General features: G+C 43.3%; 20 protein-coding genes and 3 pseudogenes. 13 read left to right on the top strand and 10 right to left on the bottom strand.

Translation table 11 applies throughout. From position 1 onward, the window contains the following. Positions 1 to 197 precede the first annotated feature (197 nt). A pseudogene (locus WA1_RS61910) lies at positions 198 to 353 on the bottom strand (hypothetical protein); the annotation flags it as partial. A 436-nt stretch (positions 354 to 789) separates the two neighbouring features. On the opposite strand from WA1_RS61910, the gene WA1_RS33985 reads away from it, so the two are divergent. The 4 genes from WA1_RS33985 (at position 790) to WA1_RS53675 (ending at position 2,270) form a co-directional block, all read left to right on the top strand. Next, positions 790 to 1,113 carry an ArsR/SmtB family transcription factor gene (locus WA1_RS33985; RefSeq protein WP_026134667.1) on the top strand — a complete coding sequence of 108 codons (324 nt, stop codon included), beginning with the start codon at positions 790 to 792 and terminating at the stop codon, positions 1,111 to 1,113. Between the two features lie 20 nt (positions 1,114 to 1,133). Beyond that, complete coding sequence (locus WA1_RS57460) at positions 1,134 to 1,271, top strand: hypothetical protein (protein WP_158516725.1); 138 nt, start codon at positions 1,134 to 1,136, stop codon at positions 1,269 to 1,271. A 4-nt stretch (positions 1,272 to 1,275) separates the two neighbouring features. Further along, entirely contained in the window at positions 1,276 to 1,614 is a 339-nt protein-coding gene (locus WA1_RS33980; protein WP_017743586.1) for an SRPBCC domain-containing protein, read from the top strand. Positions 1,615 to 1,742: 128 nt separating this feature from the next. Then, on the top strand, positions 1,743 to 2,270 hold the full coding sequence (locus WA1_RS53675; RefSeq protein ID WP_148662821.1) for an IS200/IS605 family accessory protein TnpB-related protein: 528 nt from the start codon (positions 1,743 to 1,745) through the stop codon (positions 2,268 to 2,270). Between the two features lie 330 nt (positions 2,271 to 2,600). Here WA1_RS53675 and WA1_RS33970 read toward each other — a convergent pair whose 3' ends face one another. Next, positions 2,601 to 2,807 carry a bacteriorhodopsin gene (locus WA1_RS33970; protein ID WP_017743587.1) on the bottom strand — a complete coding sequence of 69 codons (207 nt, stop codon included), beginning with the start codon at positions 2,805 to 2,807 and terminating at the stop codon, positions 2,601 to 2,603. A 128-nt stretch (positions 2,808 to 2,935) separates the two neighbouring features. On the opposite strand from WA1_RS33970, the gene WA1_RS33965 reads away from it, so the two are divergent. The 3 genes from WA1_RS33965 to WA1_RS33955 all read left to right on the top strand — a co-directional run bounded on the left by WA1_RS33965 (position 2,936) and on the right by WA1_RS33955 (position 4,080). Then, entirely contained in the window at positions 2,936 to 3,199 is a 264-nt protein-coding gene (locus WA1_RS33965) for a hypothetical protein (protein ID WP_272819294.1), read from the top strand. 74 nt (positions 3,200 to 3,273) lie between these two features. Further along, positions 3,274 to 3,555 (top strand): hypothetical protein, encoded by a 282-nt coding sequence (locus WA1_RS33960; protein ID WP_017743589.1) that lies wholly within the window; start codon positions 3,274 to 3,276, stop codon positions 3,553 to 3,555. A 222-nt stretch (positions 3,556 to 3,777) separates the two neighbouring features. Beyond that, positions 3,778 to 4,080 carry a hypothetical protein gene (locus tag WA1_RS33955; protein WP_017743590.1) on the top strand — a complete coding sequence of 101 codons (303 nt, stop codon included), beginning with the start codon at positions 3,778 to 3,780 and terminating at the stop codon, positions 4,078 to 4,080. A 70-nt stretch (positions 4,081 to 4,150) separates the two neighbouring features. On the opposite strand, the gene WA1_RS33950 is transcribed toward WA1_RS33955, so the two are convergent. Beyond that, positions 4,151 to 4,618 carry a hypothetical protein gene (locus WA1_RS33950; RefSeq protein WP_017743591.1) on the bottom strand — a complete coding sequence of 156 codons (468 nt, stop codon included), beginning with the start codon at positions 4,616 to 4,618 and terminating at the stop codon, positions 4,151 to 4,153. Positions 4,619 to 4,945: 327 nt separating this feature from the next. Here WA1_RS33950 and WA1_RS33945 point away from each other — a divergent pair, with 327 nt between their 5' ends. Beyond that, the gene (locus WA1_RS33945) at positions 4,946 to 5,164 is read left to right on the top strand and encodes a hypothetical protein (protein ID WP_017743592.1); all 219 of its coding nucleotides are present in this window, start codon (positions 4,946 to 4,948) and stop codon (positions 5,162 to 5,164) included. 24 nt (positions 5,165 to 5,188) lie between these two features. Here the strand turns inward: WA1_RS33945 and psb34 are convergent, their stop codons facing one another. Together psb34 and WA1_RS33940 are read right to left on the bottom strand one after the other, a co-directional pair. After that, on the bottom strand, positions 5,189 to 5,359 hold the full coding sequence (psb34, locus tag WA1_RS55745) for a photosystem II assembly protein Psb34 (RefSeq protein WP_017743593.1): 171 nt from the start codon (positions 5,357 to 5,359) through the stop codon (positions 5,189 to 5,191). 290 nt (positions 5,360 to 5,649) lie between these two features. Next, positions 5,650 to 5,880, bottom strand: coding sequence for a hypothetical protein (locus WA1_RS33940; protein ID WP_148662820.1), 231 nt, complete (start codon positions 5,878 to 5,880; stop codon positions 5,650 to 5,652). 168 nt (positions 5,881 to 6,048) lie between these two features. Here WA1_RS33940 and WA1_RS33935 point away from each other — a divergent pair, with 168 nt between their 5' ends. Together WA1_RS33935 and WA1_RS33930 are read left to right on the top strand one after the other, a co-directional pair. Next, positions 6,049 to 6,477: a PspA/IM30 family protein gene (locus WA1_RS33935; RefSeq protein WP_148662819.1), complete on the top strand. Its 429-nt coding sequence runs from the start codon at positions 6,049 to 6,051 to the stop codon at positions 6,475 to 6,477. A gap of 193 nt (positions 6,478 to 6,670) precedes the next feature. Beyond that, positions 6,671 to 6,940 (top strand): hypothetical protein, encoded by a 270-nt coding sequence (locus WA1_RS33930; RefSeq protein ID WP_017743596.1) that lies wholly within the window; start codon positions 6,671 to 6,673, stop codon positions 6,938 to 6,940. A 300-nt stretch (positions 6,941 to 7,240) separates the two neighbouring features. Here WA1_RS33930 and WA1_RS33925 read toward each other — a convergent pair. After that, positions 7,241 to 7,789, bottom strand: a pseudogene (locus WA1_RS33925) (FMN-dependent NADH-azoreductase); the annotation flags it as partial. Between WA1_RS33925 and WA1_RS53670 the strand changes: the two are divergent. Further along, positions 7,754 to 7,855, top strand: a complete 102-nt coding sequence (locus WA1_RS53670) for an AraC family transcriptional regulator (RefSeq protein ID WP_419183601.1) — start codon at positions 7,754 to 7,756, stop codon at positions 7,853 to 7,855. The pseudogene WA1_RS33925 and the gene WA1_RS53670 overlap by 36 nt on opposite strands. Before the next feature lie 224 nt (positions 7,856 to 8,079). After that, on the top strand, positions 8,080 to 8,364 hold the full coding sequence (locus tag WA1_RS33920; protein WP_017743598.1) for a hypothetical protein: 285 nt from the start codon (positions 8,080 to 8,082) through the stop codon (positions 8,362 to 8,364). Positions 8,365 to 8,701: 337 nt separating this feature from the next. Here WA1_RS33920 and WA1_RS33915 read toward each other — a convergent pair whose 3' ends face one another. Both WA1_RS33915 and WA1_RS33910 read right to left on the bottom strand, forming a co-directional pair. Next, entirely contained in the window at positions 8,702 to 9,112 is a 411-nt protein-coding gene (locus tag WA1_RS33915) for a cupin domain-containing protein (RefSeq protein WP_017743599.1), read from the bottom strand. 162 nt (positions 9,113 to 9,274) lie between these two features. Then, positions 9,275 to 10,626 (bottom strand): annotated as a pseudogene (locus WA1_RS33910) (selenium-binding family protein). Between the two features lie 142 nt (positions 10,627 to 10,768). On the opposite strand from WA1_RS33910, the gene WA1_RS33905 reads away from it, so the two are divergent. After that, positions 10,769 to 11,878 (top strand): NADH:flavin oxidoreductase/NADH oxidase, encoded by a 1,110-nt coding sequence (locus WA1_RS33905; RefSeq protein ID WP_017743600.1) that lies wholly within the window; start codon positions 10,769 to 10,771, stop codon positions 11,876 to 11,878. Between the two features lie 587 nt (positions 11,879 to 12,465). Here the strand turns inward: WA1_RS33905 and WA1_RS33895 are convergent. Continuing rightward, positions 12,466 to 14,004 carry an amidohydrolase family protein gene (locus WA1_RS33895; RefSeq protein ID WP_017743603.1) on the bottom strand — a complete coding sequence of 513 codons (1,539 nt, stop codon included), beginning with the start codon at positions 14,002 to 14,004 and terminating at the stop codon, positions 12,466 to 12,468. A 69-nt stretch (positions 14,005 to 14,073) separates the two neighbouring features. Continuing rightward, on the bottom strand, positions 14,074 to 15,438 hold the full coding sequence (locus WA1_RS33890; RefSeq protein WP_017743604.1) for an LLM class flavin-dependent oxidoreductase: 1,365 nt from the start codon (positions 15,436 to 15,438) through the stop codon (positions 14,074 to 14,076). Between the last annotated feature and the right edge of the window lie 110 nt (positions 15,439 to 15,548).

Here is a 15,548-nt window from a genome sequence, read left to right as displayed (position 1 = left end):
TCCATCAAAGTAACCCGGAAATTTACTGAGAAAGTTTTGTCCTCAAATATGAGTTTTACCGTAATTTACGGATAGGTCTATCCCGATTATAGATCTAAAAATTAATGTAAATCCGCAAGTTTGTTGGATATAGAAGATGCAATTGCTATCCAATACTACAAGGGATAGCGGAAATTAGAACCCCGGTTTCGCAGGAGTTACCGGGGTTCTGACACCTCATCATCATACCATCCAACTGCTTTAGCAAACTGAATATAATTCTCAAAATCTTTGTCACTCCAGTCTTTTGGACTTATATCCAGTTTGTTTCCAGTTTTTATATAAATTTCTTTTTGTACGCTAAAACCAAAACGCTTGTCTGAAGCTTGTTAAAAGATGCATCTACTGAACTATATGCATCAAAACCTTACGCAAACCGTCTGGAATGGTGGTGAGAATTAGAATTTTGCGGGCAGTGGCAGTGCGACCATTCATCAATTTCTGGATACTGAGGTTACGCCAATGTTTAATATTCTATAGGTTTGAGTCAAGTCTGGTTATGCACTCTCACGCTTAGACTCCCGGCATGGATTGGCGATAAGCTGGGTACAGCTTGCGCTTCGCGATCACGCTGACAGCTTGCGTCCCTTGCAATTGCACTGGTTTGATGTATGAAGCGCAAATTGAGCGATCGCATTGGTGAAAGACAGCACAAAATCACGGTCTTGGCGAACCAGTCATATCCAATATCAGACATCAGATGCTCAGAATACTTGACACAGTATGTATCCTCGCCTATCATTCAACCATATGGTTGAATCAAATGTGGCTCTTGATAGGATTTTTGGTGCTCTCGCCGATGCTACACGGCGAGACATCCTTAAGCGTGTATCGAGAGAAGAATACACCATCAGCGAATTAGCAAAACCATATGATATGTCTTTGGCAGCTATTGCGAAGCATATCAGTGTGCTGGAGAAAGCAGGACTCATTACCAAGCGTCGAAGTGGCAAGGAGAAAGTTATTCATGTTACATCAGACACTATCAAAGTAGCCGCAGCCCATCTCAGCGAGTATGAAAAGATCTGGAGTGCCCGTTTTGATGCGTTGGAAAAATTACTAGAAGATCGGTAACACAATAGGAGCCTAACAGTATGGCACATCTAAAAGTAACAGTCCCAGAAAATTCACAAAATATCCTGGGCATCGTCACAATCAACGCTCCGTTAGAAAAGGTATTTGAAGCGTATACCATCATAGGATCTCTTTGCGATCTGGTGGTGTCGCGGTAATCCGATGAAAGTGTATCACTTTGATTGTAGAGACGGTGGGAACTGGCACATTGCTGAGCAATCAGAAGACGGCAATGAGTATGAGTTTACTGGCTGTTTTCATGAAGTCGCTAAAAATAGACGAATCGTGCAGACGTTTGAATTCTTGGGTATGCCGGAACGCGGACATGTCATGCTGGAAAAAGCCGAGTTTGTAGCAATTGACGAACATACGACTGAGATTCATACACATAGCACCGCGATGAGCCAAGAAGACCGTGACGGCATGGTCGCAAGCGGAATGGAAAGCGGCTGGCGTCAGTCAGTTGAAGCCCTCGGCAAGCTTTTAGAATCAGACAACTAAGCGCGCAAATCGCTCTGTCGAAAGACAGATTATGGTTGGAAACAGACGATTTCGGCAAGTCAATATGCAGCAGAGAAATTTCGGCTCCACTTCACAAAGTAGCGAACAAAAAGACTTGTCAGTTATCGATGCCTGTCAAAATTGTCAAAGTGAATAAGGAGGACTCGGATGACGTTTGTGGTGTGGATTTAGGTATAAATAATGCCGCCACTTGTTCAATCGTTGGTCGTGATGGTACTGTAAAAGCGAGAGGGTTTATCAATCCAGCTAGAGACATAGACCGACGCAACCAACGACGTATGATGATAGCTCACAAAGCTAAACAGACAGCTGCAAGAATTGGTCAAGATAAAAAACTCCCCAAAGGTTTTTGTCAGGGGATGTATCGCAAATCTTCAAACATTAATTTAGAGATAGCGAGGAAGGTTAGTCAGAGGATTTTAGAATTTGCCAATTTGCACGGTGTTCAGGTGATTGTTATCGAAAACCTTGAGGGTTGGAAAGCTAAGGCAGGCCGCAAAAAATCCTTAACTAAACAAAAATTCCATCTGTGGTGTCACCGGAAAATAGTGGAGACATTAACCCAGAGATGGTCAGAGTTGGGAGGGATTGTGAAAGCTGTCAATCCTAGAATACACTTCGGCTTATGCTTATGATGGCAGTGGGAAAGTCAAGCGCAATAAAACCAATTATTCTATTGCTAAGTTCTCTAATGGCAAATTTTACAATGCAGACCTTTCAGCCTCATATAACATTGCCGCCAGATATTGGTATTATTTATTAATAGGTGATAGTACCTTCTCGCTTTGTATTCGTAGATAGAAATTCAACGAATAAATCGCGGACGCCGATAACGCTCTTGACGTTGTGGAGCTTGTCTTCATAGCGTAAGAATCCCCAACCATAATCGCTCTTATTTGGTTGGGGGTGCGTTCAATTGACTTATGCAGGAGTGAAATTGGTAATTGTAGATATTAATTCATAGTTTAGTATGACAGTTGTGATTCTTTTGCTGGTTCTCTTGCCTGTTCTAAAGTATGCAGAGTGTTTAAAGACAGAAAACCAAAACCAACTTTAGAGGCAATATCTAATAGCGTGTAAAACATTGTCTCTAAACCTTGACCAAAAGCGCTGAAGCCTTCTGGACTGAGAATCCATACAATTGGATAAAGTGTCCATAGTACTAGATGCACGCTTAATGGTACTTTCCCAGGTGACTGTTTGGTTGAGTAAGTGTTGGATAAAGAGTTGCTCTACAGTCTCAAGTTCTTCTGCTTGTAAACGACTAGCCAAACGGTCAGCATAACTTGGTCGAGTGGTATTGCAAGCAAACAAGGAACGCGTCAAAGCAACAGAACGGGTGCTAAAAGAAAATTTAACAGTACCGGAAACCCGCAAACTGATTAAACAAATCAAGGCTAAGTATTTCAAGCAGGAGAAGACGGAATCAAATAAGGTTAAGACAGTCATTCAAAAAGTACGAGAACTTTCAACTGAATCCCTGGCTGATGTCAGTGAAGAACAACTGCAAGAGTTGCGGAGTCTCCTTGTAGAAAAGTTAGCGGAGATTGATAAGCTGTCATGAAGGCAGAGATTGATAAGCTGTCATGAAGTCATGACGATAATGTAAAGTTAATATACTGCATTCTCTAAATAATTATGGACGACCAAATTCAAGACCTTGGTATGCTTGATACCGAGTATGTTGCTTGTCTAGCTAAAGGATTCGACCCAGTTTTGGATCGGAATTTAATCGCTTTGTTTAAGGATAAGCCTCGTTATCGTCATCTAACTCGGTTTCTTGAACTGACTACCAAAGACCAGCCACCGACTGATGCTGAATGGGAAGAAATTTATTTAGTGTGGGACAAAATGCACTTTGAACGTGGAGAAAAGAATTCAGGACTCGACCGAGAAGCAATTATGTTGAGGTGGACGTAAGCCAAGAAGAGCGGAAATTACCGCAGAAAGGCAGAGGGCAGAAGGAAGCAATGTAAGATTTTATACAAAAAAATCCTCTGTGCCATCGGCTCATACGGTAAGACAGCCCCTGCTTTTAAGTAACCCAGTAGAGGCTAATTCTTATGGACTCTTACAAATGGCTAAAACCATTGTTACCTCTTCCTCTACTAACGAAGTTTAGGAATTACGAATTATTTTAGTATGGTTTCTCAGCAAGACAAAACTCCGGAAAAAGTTAGAATCAAAGATAGTTACCGCGAGCGCATCTTTGCAGAATCGCAACGATTGGGTAAAAGTTACCTTGAAACGCTTTACTTTATTGTGGATTGCTACTTTGCGTTTAAGCAGGGTGTGTTACCAGTACATTCTGTAGTAGTTAACCCCCAATCAACCCCCAGAGAACAAAATAAGTCTACTATGGATCAGCCAATTAATACCCCACATGACCCCCAATTTGAATCCGTTGATGGTGAGGAGAGTTTTACACTGGATTGGGAGTTGTGAGGCGATGCGATCGGGTATCAAATAACTCACAATTCAAACCGATAATTGAAACCTTTTGAATGATAACTAACTAAGAATTTCTTTGAGCAAAATATGCGGCTAATTTCTCTGGTGCTAAAGCGGTAATGTATTGTTGTGCTAACTCCGGAGGTGCTAGTTCGAGCAACACGGCATTTTCAACCCAAAACTCAATTATCTCGAAGTAACCGCGATTACACCTCAAGCACCGCCACTCTTCACGCTTAGCAATAGACTCGATTTGCGACTGGTTAAGGGGTATTGAGATAGCAGCGTGAGTCGCAATCAATGGGTTTGAGAGATTTTGGTTTTGGTATTGTATCGGTTCATCGCCTTTTCCTGGCATCATCTCAGTTCCAAGAGGATACACTTCAATGAGAGTCCCATACTCATCAACGGCAAATGCCACATAGCTGTCTGGATGAGATGGGAAAGGAGCAGAATACCCATTGAACAGTTCAGCCAATACCGAAGCAACATGATATGGATTCTTAGCAGGGATAGAAATGTGATGAATCATTCGCTAAGGACTCCTATGACTTGAGATAATTTTACCTACAAGTCTAGTTTCACATAATTTTTCCTTTGTTAACTAGAATACGCTAACAAGCAAAGCAATTGCGGAGGCGATGATTGTGAAGCAACCACTATGAGCGAGAGCCGGCTGTACTCCGTTAAGCCAAGGGCTTATCGCGCGTCCTAAATATTCCTCCTTTTTCCCTATTGCCTTCTTGTTCAAGTGACCTAAAGTGTAGCGATAAGCGAAGCTTAACGGCTGCAAGCCGTATCGCACTCAGCATCTCTTACGAAAAATCTAGTACGTGAAGGCAGAAGTACGGAGGCAGTTATGCTGAAGGCGCAAAAGCTGACAATAAAAGCTTGTTGTCTGTTACTAATGGTTGCCTTATTTCCGCGCCCGCTAGTACTATCTGCCACAACAAAGGAACAATGGCTTGGGTGTTTAAACGTCAGAAGAGCGATCGCCAGGGGTAGTTGCCTTTGGCTTCAATGGAAAAACCCCGGCTATCAAGCCAGGGAGAAAATAAAAACCCCAAATGTTGATTAAAGTTTGAAGCGAAATCCACAAATCTTAACCAGCCGCAAAAGCTACCAGAACTAGAGTAGTGACCAATAATGTCGCAAATACGCCTTGGATAACATATTGACGTTGTTCCCAAATTGCAGGGTATTCAGCAAACTGCATTTTTGTCTCAGTTGGGTAGTTGTTGAGGACGCCGTCTTCATTAACAGTAGTGTACATAGCCCGTTTCCTTATTTATTAACTTATGTAAATAAATATAACGATATTGTTACAAAATATCAAGAGTGATTGACGTAGAAAAATCAATAGTATCCATAAGAGTCGCTAATAATAGGGTTGTAAGAAATGGAATGCCATCAGGCCGATCGCTCTTCTCGTACTTCCTGTCTTTTTATTGATCGAGCTTTGTAAAGGATTAGGCTCTCAGAGCGTAAAGCTTGTTTTGTGGGCTGAAAATTCAACTGAAGTTCTACCGATGATGCAACAAGGTGGGAGCTTCTTAACTATTCTCATGATGTTTTTTGCGGTCGAAACGAATCCGGTAAATCTTGGATAGTTTTTCCTCTGGAGGCAAGTAAGCGCTCAAAAGCTTTATTTGGTTGATTCACTCGATAAGGGCGCTTGGCTAGAGTTGCTATAATGTGAGTACTAATAAGTCGCTCTGGTAAGGGGGCATGGTTATTCCATTGCCTGACGTAATCGCGCCACTGCTCCAGCATTGATTCTTTGTGCGCTCCCACAGGATATTAGCGACTCCAGATATCGAAATGTCACGCACATTTTACCCGCTATTGTTGCAATTGCCACAATTATTGGTTCATGCCTTAATCCCGTGACTGTGAAATAAAGCTTTTCTAATTCAAACGAACCTCGATGAACTGGTATCTCTAAGCGCCCCAGATTTGTGATTGAGATATCTGAATGGATTAGTTTTAGCTGGAACGGGTTTCAGTATAGGCATGGCTCATGTCGTGTCTGCGGGCGCAGTGGTTGGACTTGGGGTTTACGGTTTGTCAAGATTTCTAGACAACCCCGACACTTTGAACAAAATAAAATGCAGCATACAGCAAAGTATTGATAGCACTACAGTAAACGTTAAGCAATTAGAATTACAGTACAAGCAAGCTGAAAATGAAATCCAAGCATGGTATCGAGTCGCTGTGCTAGCTATGAAAAAAGAATGTTTGGATTTGGCACGCTCGGCGTTGAATCGTAAGTATATTTATCAACAAACTGCTAATAGCCTGAAAAATCAGATCGAGCAGTTAATCAAGGTCATAAATAATCTCAATCATGATTTGATGGAAATCGAACGGCTTGCGTCCAATTTCCTCTAATAAACATCTTTTACGGAACCTTAAATTAACAATCAAGTCCTACTTAAAGTAATTATATAGGACATCCTATTTGATTTTTGAACAACTAAGCTGCCTAGAAGCTTGACGTACAAAGCTTTCCTTATAAGTATACTGAGCAAGATTCAAGTAGGATTCCTATAGTTCAATACCTCAAAACTGTTGGCTGAGATTTTTGTCAACAACAGCGCGATCGCAACTCTTACCAAAACTTACTGAAGGATCTCCCCTCAAGTTCAAAGCGAATAAATACAATGATGGCTGGAAAATTTGTACAATACAAGGTCAAATTATTGGAGGTTTTTCTAGAAAAGAAAATGGGAAATTATGCGATCGGGGATTTAAACCAGGACAATTCCAATTTCAACCCCAGGAGGTGACTGTAAGAAGCATATACAGACATTCAAAAATGGATGAAATTACTGGTACAGTTATGGAAGACTAGTTTGTTGTGATTCCCCAGATTCGAGTGTGTCGCTAAAATATATAAATATGTGAACCCAGAAAGTACGGTCAACTTGAAGCAAATTTATGAACGATTCTTTTCCACCAGATATTCAGCTATCGATTCAACAAAGCTTACAAGAAATTGCTTCGCAAATGGGGCAACCACTGGATGAGGTAGCAGCAGAACGGCTGTATCAAGATGCCAGTCTTCTGCTCGGTGGCATCCGGTGCGAACCACTGACCTTAGCGCGGGTAGCAGGAACGCTACTCGTGTATCAAATGCAGAAACCGGAAGAATTATGCCCATAAACCCGAAAACGGTGGTCAGGTAAGGATCGTGGTGGTTCATTTTCTCGTACCGCCCACCAGGTTCAAAGCCAGAATCCCCCCGTGCTTCGATGATGAACATTTTTTTGCCCAGTACCAGCGGCTTGTAAACATCGGCAACATCATTCGGTTCATAGGCAACGGTTCGTCCGATTCTCACAATCTGGTCGATATACGCCTTGAATCCACTAGGAATGCTAAAGTTGTACATGGGAATGCCGATGACGTAAACATCAGCCTCTAGGAATTCATCTACGAGTCGATCACTGAGGCGAATTGCTTCGCGCAGTTCAGGCGTGTGTTGCTCCGGTGGCGAGAATGCAGCGGCAATCCAGGGTTCATCGACGTGGGGAATGGGATTGCGACCAATATCCCGATAGGTGACGGTATCGTTGGGATGAGTTTGTTTCCATTGTTCAACAAATTCTCTGGTCATGCGGCGAGAGTGCGATCGCTCACCACGCGGACTTGCATCCGTTCCATCATGGATATTGCCTTTCTGTGTGGATTCAATAGCCATAGTCATTTAAGTAAACAGTTTCGCCAACTCACAGGCATCACACCAAAAGCCTACAGAGCAAATTAAACTCATCGCTTTGCTTCCGTCAACAGGGAAACACATAACACCACCAAGACAACTCCGGCAATCCGTTCGGGGCTGGCTGGCAGCTCAACAGTAGAAAGTACAACCACTACTCAAACCTTATTAACTGTTAAATTTTTGAGAGTATCCGCTCAAGCTATGGTCTAATTTTAGAATAGTCAATAGTCGTTGAATCAATAAAGAGAACTCAAGAAAAGGGTAAGAACGTGCGTTCTGAAATCACACTCAAATTCAATGAAATTCCGTCAGCCGATCCCGCACCAGATAAAAAAGTGAAGATGGTTTTGTCGGACGAAAACAGCAATAAGTTTATCGTTCTGCTGAATGCTAAATCCTACAGAAAGGCGTGTGAGGCAGCTGCTACTTACCCAAAGTATGCAGGCAACATTTCTGGAAAATTAGGCAAGTTAACCGAAGAGGGATTTGAGGTGCATGAAGCAGGCATCAAAATTTTTGAAGTTAAGCCAAAAGAAAAAGAGGAAACGGCTTAAAGAAAAGTTTTGCACAAAGGGAGAAGAGCATTAAACTAAGTCGCTCTGGTGACGGAGCGGCTTCGCTTATCGCTCCCCATTTCTAAATATTTTGTTTCCCTGAAAGAATATCCATTGCCAGTTTTATTAGTCCGTCCAATGTTTCATAATTTCATACCGCCTTGGGACAGTTTCTAAACTACCGGGATGCGCTAGAAAAAATTGAAACTGCTCGCCAGGGGACGCTATTACGGTGTAGTGAAGCCCGAAAATTTAATATTAAATAATTAAGGAACCGCAGATGAACGCAGATGCACGCAGATCAGTAATGAAAAAATCATGGTTCTATTTGAAGAAGTTAAGGGGTAATTCGTTCAGTTTTGCACGGAAGCGGCGATTGAACTACAACTACAAGCATTTGCTCGGTTCCTGTATTTCTGATTTCGTGACGCACGGCTTCAGGGACGTGAATCGATACTCCGGGTTGTACAAAGGCGACTTCATCTCCGATAACAACTTCTCCTGTACCTTGAACAAAGTAGCAAATTTCACTAGTTTGAGGATGCTGATGTAGAGGATTGATTTGTCCTGGTTCAAGACAATACATACCAAATTGCAGCGTCTCTGTGTTGAAAATTGGTCGTTTCACATATGCTTCGGGATTAAATTGAATCACTTCCTCAAGTGTTTTGAGATGTCCTTGGTTCAATCTCTTATTTGTTTCTGCTGACGTTTTTGTTGTGGTTACATCCTGATTTTCAGATGTCATATTTCCTCCTGTTTTATCACTTTGAGTATTTGTAGACTTATGAAACTCTTGCTGGCTTTGGGATGAAAATATCGTATAAAGCTCCTCAAATAATTGAATTCCCTAAGCTTCTAACTCCACCTCTGATAAGCCTGCAAATCATCTGAGCAATGGTTGAGATTTTCAAACCCAAATATCGGAAGTACAATCGCCACCAGGATAACGCATCTCATGAGCGCGGGATGCACCTTTTGGTTCTTTGCCAAAGTCAACGTAAAAGTTCTCGTTGATTTTCAATCCTCCGTTTTCAGTGTCGCAGTCAACTTGCAATAAGTATGAACCATCTTTGGATAAGTCAGGATAAAACTGATTATCCCAGGTACTAAATAGGGAGTTAGTGACATACAGCCGTTTACCATCAAGACTGAGTTGCAGCATCTGCGGTCCACCAACTGGCTTTTTGCCCTGAACCTCACTACTTTTACCGAGTAAGCCACCGCACCAAACTTGCCCTGTGAGTTTGGGAGCGAAAGGATCGGTGATATCATATTGACGAATATCTCCGTGTAGCCAGTTGGAGAAGTAGATATAGCGATCGTCCATTGAAAGTAAAATATCGGTAATCAACGAGGGTACGGGAATTGGCCAACCTTCCACCTCTTGTGATGGAATGTCAATGACTTTCTTTGCTTCCCAATGAACGTTAGACTTGTGCCAATGCCAGACGTTGCTACTCAGTGCTGCACCGACAAACCCGTGAGTGCTATCAGGGTTATGGTGAAACCGGACTTCCAAAGGAATTAACCCTTCTTCACCTAAGTCAACGCTTTGAATAATTTCGTGTTGAGACCAATCCCAAAAATGCAATTGATGACCGTAATTTCCCGCCGTCACATCGTTAAGATCGAAGCCGGGATAAAACGTTTTGGGTGCGCCCCACTCACTACTCACCATAACATTATGACGGGGCTGATACCAAAAGTCATAATTAAAGCGCATACCATCAGCTTTGTGTTCCCACCGTCCAGCAATGTCAAAATTTTCGTCTAATAACAAAAAACCACCGGACCATTCCCCTCGCTGTTACCCAACATTGAAATCATGACGTGACTATCAGCCAGACAGTGTACGGTATGGGGGGCGGTGAGGTTGGTTTTTTCTTTGATTTGTTCGGGTTCAATGATTTTATGAAGTTTTGGCGCTTTGACATCTGCTGTATCAATAATGTAAATTCTGCTAGAGCGTAGACCAGGAACCACTAAAAAGCGCCGGGATTTACTAGTGTCGCCGTGACAAGAACTACATGCATTCCAACCAAAGTGGTGTAGTTCGTCACCAATGTAAGGCATTGGCAGGCGATGAATAACTTGGGAATAAGTTGGGGAATTAGGGTCAACGTCTACAGTTGCTAAATAATCTGGCTCTTGAATATTTGTACCCGTATAAAGTGCAATTGTATAGAGTATTTTTTCACGATCTGCTTTTATTGCTGCTTCGGGAGAAGCGTAACCGGGACCACAACACGCATGAGCCATATTTTTAGATCTCGAAGTACGTTAGTAAAAAAACCTACTTAACTGAAAAAACGGTAATTAGGTAGATATATAGTATTATATAAGGGAGATATGAAAAATCCCAAACCACTACATATAGATATCTTGTATTAGAAAGATAAAGATGGCACATATATTTGAACCACTCACTATTGGTACAGTCACTTTTCGCAATCGCATTGCGGTCTCACCAATGTGTCAATATTCCAGTACAGATGGTTATGCTAATGATTGGCATTTGGTTCATCTGGTAAGTCGTGCAGTTGGCGGTGCGGGTATAGTTTTTACAGAAGCGGCGGCGGTAGAACCACGCGGACGTATTAGTTCACAAGATTTAGGGATTTGGTCAGACGGACATATTGAAGAGCTTGCTAAAATTGTGACTGTTATTCACAATTCAGGAGCGTTCGCGGGTATTCAACTGGCTCATGCAGGGAGAAAAGCCAGCACTGCAGCACCTTGGTTCGAGCGAAAAATATTAGATGAATCCAACGGTGGTTGGCGTCCTGTCGTTTCTAGTAGTGCGAACGCTTTTAGTGAAAATCATCCCGTTCCTGAAGCCTTAGATCTTGTTGGAATTCAAGAAATTACCACGGCTTTCGTACAAGCCGCCAAACGTTCTCTTGAAGCAGGGTTCAAGGTGATTGAAATTCATGCTGCTCACGGCTACCTCTTGCACCAGTTCCTCTCGCCTCTCAGTAACCACCGCAACGATGACTATGGAGGTAGTTTTGAAAACCGTACTCGTCTGCTAAGAGAAGTTGTGCGATCAATACGAGCAGTTTTACCAGAAGGATACCCCTTGTGGGTACGAATATCGGCAACCGATTGGGCTGAAAATGGTTGGGACATCGAGCAAAGTATAGCGCTTGCGGATAAACTCAGATCGCTAGGCGTAGATTTGATTGATTGTTCGAGTGGCGGTACTTTACCAAACATAAAAATTCCCTTTGGTGCTGGTTATCAAACTCAGTTTGCTTCGAGAATCCGCAATGAAGCAAATATTTTGACTGGGACTGTGGGTTTGATTTCAACTCCAGAACAAGCCGACCATATTATCCGCACGAGTCAAGCCGATATTGTTTTGATAGGGCGGGAGTTTCTACGCAATCCATACTGGGCATCTGATGCTGCTAAAAAGTTAGGACAGGATAAAGTTTGGCCCGTGCAATACGTTCGCGAAGCGCAAGCCGTACCCGGCTTATCGCGCTTGGTCATAAGCTGCGAACATTAATACAGCGGTTCTCACTTGAATGAAATACAGATTTATCTGCGTTTGTCTGCGTTCATCTGCGGTTCTCAAAAATTTCAAGGACTGAACCGATGTCAATTTTTAAAATTCAGACAATATTATACTTAAACTACTTTGTACTTTCTATATTTACAAGTAGTTTGAGTATTGTTATTCTGCAGTTAGTAGTTAACAATGGTGTTGATGAAGTTATAGCTGGAAATTTAGTCATCTACCTAAAGTTCGTCACAGTACCATGAGTGGAATTATTGTGATTTCTTCACAAGTTGGTATAGCTAATGGTGTATCAACCATCGGTTTTTTGTCAAAGAACTTTAATACTCATAATGCTTTTTACGTAATGCTATTACCAATGGGCATTTTACCCTTCCTGCTAATTTTTTACAACAAACTTTGTGTAACCATCAGCAAAACGCATTAGCCAATCGTGATAGCCCGCCTCGGCGGGCTATGAAACCCTTGATTTGGCTTAGCCCACCCTTCGTGCTCAAGGGTAAACTCGGGTGGGCTTTGTACGTATAGCAACACCCTTACCAAATAAAGCTGCGATGGGATGTGTTTCTTGAGAGTTACGCTACCACCAGGTTCTTGTCCACTTGTTTAGATTGGATGTTACCTACCTTGGATTCAATTGCCGTACCCTTGAAGAAATTTGGGTTGGCTTCGGTATAAAACTTGTAGGGATTAGCGAATACATAGGACTTGAAGTCAGCTTCGGTTAGGACGCCTTCTTTCACGAGATCCCAGCTTTCGGCGAGTGGGGCGGTAAGATCGGGCACATCCCAATGACCAACATCCGAGGAATAGATCGCGTTGATCTGGACACCCAACGGATTGGCTTTGTCGTTGAATGCTGCTGCTATAGTGCGATCGTCAGACTCAGAACCAAAGAAGAAACTGTTTACCCAGCGATCGCGGATATCCTCAATTGTTTCAATTCCAGCCGCTGCAAAATCTTCCAATTCGCTACCAATTGGCTGTCGGCTATGACGGGTGAAGGAAGAACCCAATACACTCTTGGTCAATTCCTCTTTGTTAAGGGAATACCCTTGGGTAATTTCGCCACCGTAGCGCTCAAACAGATCGAACAGTTCGGAGGCATTTGTCAAGTCTGGGTTGTAGTTTTGCAGTGCCTTGAGATTGCGCTTGGAGAAGCGATCTACTAAATGAATGTAGACGTGAGCACCCCAATCTGCACCACCTTCTAGCATACCTACGCGCAACTGTGGAAAACGCTTGGTCACACCGCCAAAGAATAGCGCTTTCGCAAATGCTTGCGAGCCGTCAGCAAAGTGACCGATATGGTTGTTCATGTAGTTACTGATGGAAGAGCGTCCAGTCCATCCTTGACTACCGTAATGGGTGGTGACAGGTACGCCTAGTTCGACGACCTTAGCCCAAAAAGGATCGTAGTCGTATTCACTATCTATTCCGTAAAAGTCGATATAATTTGCATACTTGACAATTTCCGGAAATTTATCTGCCGGATACTTATCAGCGATCGCCTTAATTGGTCGTTTCACACCACCAAGGATATTAATTACCTTCAATCCCAGTGTTTTCACGGCAAACTCTAGCTCCTCAATAGCTTCAAGCGGAGTCGTTGTAGGGATGCCAGCCACTGGTGTTAGGCGATCGCTATATTTGCGGTAGATATCAGCATGATAGTGATTGACTGCTCTTTGCAGTGCCTGACGGTTTTCTTGACTTGCCCCTGCCGGTGCGAGGACATTGTTCGGAAACAGCACCGAATAGTCCGATCCCTGCTCCGCCTGACGCTCATAGAACAGTTCTGGGAGGGTATAAGTCGCGAGATCCAACGTGTTGCGGGTAACTCTCGCCCACCAAGGCGATCGAATTGTGCGGTTGTATTGACGTTCTTCTGGAGTTTGTTGATACCAGTCTTTACCACCGCTCTTTGAGTTGAGACGAGAGGATTCCGCCTTGCGTAATTCGTCCACGAGTTTTGCGCCGCCGTAATTAGCGATGTAATCCTCAAGATCTGGGGTAAAATCATTGGTGTGAACGTCAGTGTCGATGACCGGATAATCAAGGGTTGCTTTGACGGCGGCAGAGCGCGAGGTTTTCAATCGGCTATAGTCACTCATGTTTTTTTCCTTCAAAAAATTATAGGTTTTTGCTAACACTCACCTGTCAGGCAAGAGTAGGTAATTTACTTACGCCAACACGAATGTCTTATCCACTTGTTTGGTGGCAAAAGAATTGCCTGGACGGCGCAGTCCCAGGTTTTCACGCAAGGTACTACCCTCGTATTCAACACGGAACAGTCCGCGTTTCTGTAGGACAGGAACGACTAGGGTAACGAAGTCATCTAATCCTGTAGGCAGGATTGGCGGCATGATATTAAAGCCATCTGCCGCACCGTTGTTAAACCATTCCTCTAGTTGGTCGGCAATGGTTTCGGGAGTACCAAGTATGGTGCGATGACCTCGTGCGGTTGCAAGAGAGAGATACAACTGACGCAGTGTCAGAGTGCCGCGAGTAGCCAAATCTCTGACTAGTTTGAGGCGACTCTTGTTGGTGTTGGTGTCGCTGGGCAGTTCAGGAGCCACATCATCTAAGGAATATTTCGACAGATCGACATTTTTGTAATAGTTCTTTAAAATACTCCAGGCCACATTAGGATGGATTAACGATTGCAAGAATTCGTACTTTTCTTGAGCTTCTTCTTCGGTATGCCCAATAATCGGGAAGGCACCAGGCATGATTTTTAAATCGTCTGGGGAGCGTCCATATTTCCCCAGTCTACCTTTCACATCAGCATAAAATTCTTGGGCATCGGCTAGGGTTTGATTGGCGGTGAAGATTACTTCAGCAGTGCGTGCAGCCAAATCGCGTCCGGCTTCCGAGGCTCCAGCCTGAACGATCACCGGGTAGCCTTGAGGCGGACGACCAACGTTCAAAGGACCTTTTACAGAAAAATGTTTGCCCTTGTGGTTTAGTATATGCAGTTTGTTCGGATCGAAATAGACACCAGATTCTCTATCGCGGATGAAGGCATCGTCTTCCCAGCTATCCCACAGACCTTTCACCACTTCCACAAACTCTTCAGCACGTTCATAACGCTGGCTGTGTTCCGGGTGATGCTCGAGTCCGAAATTACGTGCGGCATTCTCATTGCCTGTAGTGACTACATTCCAGCCCGCTCTTCCCTTACTCAAGTAGTCTAGGGAGGCAAATTTACGTGCTAGGGTGTAAGGTTCTTCATAAGTAGTCGAGGCGGTGGAAATAAAGCCGATATTTTGGGTCACCGAGGACAAAGCTGAGAAGAGGGTGACCGGCTCGAAATGGACGACTTTACCGTTGCGATGCTGAGTTTCTGGAGCATCGCCCCAGACTCCTGGGCTATCTGCTAGGAAAACTGCATCGAACAAGCCGCGTTCCGCAGTCTGGGTAATTTCCTTGTAATGCTCGAAATTCAGACCAGCATCTGCTTGTGAATCGGGGTGTCGCCAAGCAGAGACGTGATGTCCGGTGGCTTGAATGAACGCACCTAAACGAAACTTGCGTGTTTGGCTCATAAGCTTTTTTCTTTTTGCTGATTTGCGTTTGGTTAAAGCCTTTTCATCTAAGTGTCAGTTAAATAGATACAAAAAAATCTGTACTCTTAATCACCAAATTATTATATACT

Source organism: Scytonema hofmannii PCC 7110, from assembly GCF_000346485.2.
Classification (GTDB): Bacteria; Cyanobacteriota; Cyanobacteriia; order Cyanobacteriales; family Nostocaceae; genus Scytonema; species Scytonema hofmannii.
Note: the sequence above shows the minus strand (reverse complement) of the source record. Positions and strands in the feature narration are given on the sequence as shown.

Excerpts from the sequence above, each read along its gene's own strand:
- WA1_RS33980 (WP_017743586.1), top strand. The coding sequence starts at position 1,276 with ATGAAAGTGTATCACTTTGATTGTAGAGACGGTGGGAACTGGCACATT.
- WA1_RS53670 (WP_419183601.1), top strand. The coding sequence starts at position 7,754 with ATGGATATTGCCTTTCTGTGTGGATTCAATAGCCATAGTCATTTAAGT.
- WA1_RS33955 (WP_017743590.1), top strand. The coding sequence starts at position 3,778 with ATGGTTTCTCAGCAAGACAAAACTCCGGAAAAAGTTAGAATCAAAGAT.
- WA1_RS57460 (WP_158516725.1), top strand. The coding sequence starts at position 1,134 with ATGGCACATCTAAAAGTAACAGTCCCAGAAAATTCACAAAATATCCTG.
- WA1_RS33895 (WP_017743603.1), bottom strand. The coding sequence starts at position 14,004 with ATGAGTGACTATAGCCGATTGAAAACCTCGCGCTCTGCCGCCGTCAAA.
- WA1_RS53675 (WP_148662821.1), top strand. The coding sequence starts at position 1,743 with ATGCCTGTCAAAATTGTCAAAGTGAATAAGGAGGACTCGGATGACGTT.
- WA1_RS33890 (WP_017743604.1), bottom strand. The coding sequence starts at position 15,438 with ATGAGCCAAACACGCAAGTTTCGTTTAGGTGCGTTCATTCAAGCCACC.
- WA1_RS33915 (WP_017743599.1), bottom strand. The coding sequence starts at position 9,112 with ATGACATCTGAAAATCAGGATGTAACCACAACAAAAACGTCAGCAGAA.
- psb34 (WP_017743593.1), bottom strand. The coding sequence starts at position 5,359 with ATGTACACTACTGTTAATGAAGACGGCGTCCTCAACAACTACCCAACT.
- WA1_RS33945 (WP_017743592.1), top strand. The coding sequence starts at position 4,946 with ATGCTGAAGGCGCAAAAGCTGACAATAAAAGCTTGTTGTCTGTTACTA.
- WA1_RS33960 (WP_017743589.1), top strand. The coding sequence starts at position 3,274 with ATGGACGACCAAATTCAAGACCTTGGTATGCTTGATACCGAGTATGTT.
- WA1_RS33950 (WP_017743591.1), bottom strand. The coding sequence starts at position 4,618 with ATGATTCATCACATTTCTATCCCTGCTAAGAATCCATATCATGTTGCT.
- WA1_RS33905 (WP_017743600.1), top strand. The coding sequence starts at position 10,769 with ATGGCACATATATTTGAACCACTCACTATTGGTACAGTCACTTTTCGC.
- WA1_RS33985 (WP_026134667.1), top strand. The coding sequence starts at position 790 with ATGGTTGAATCAAATGTGGCTCTTGATAGGATTTTTGGTGCTCTCGCC.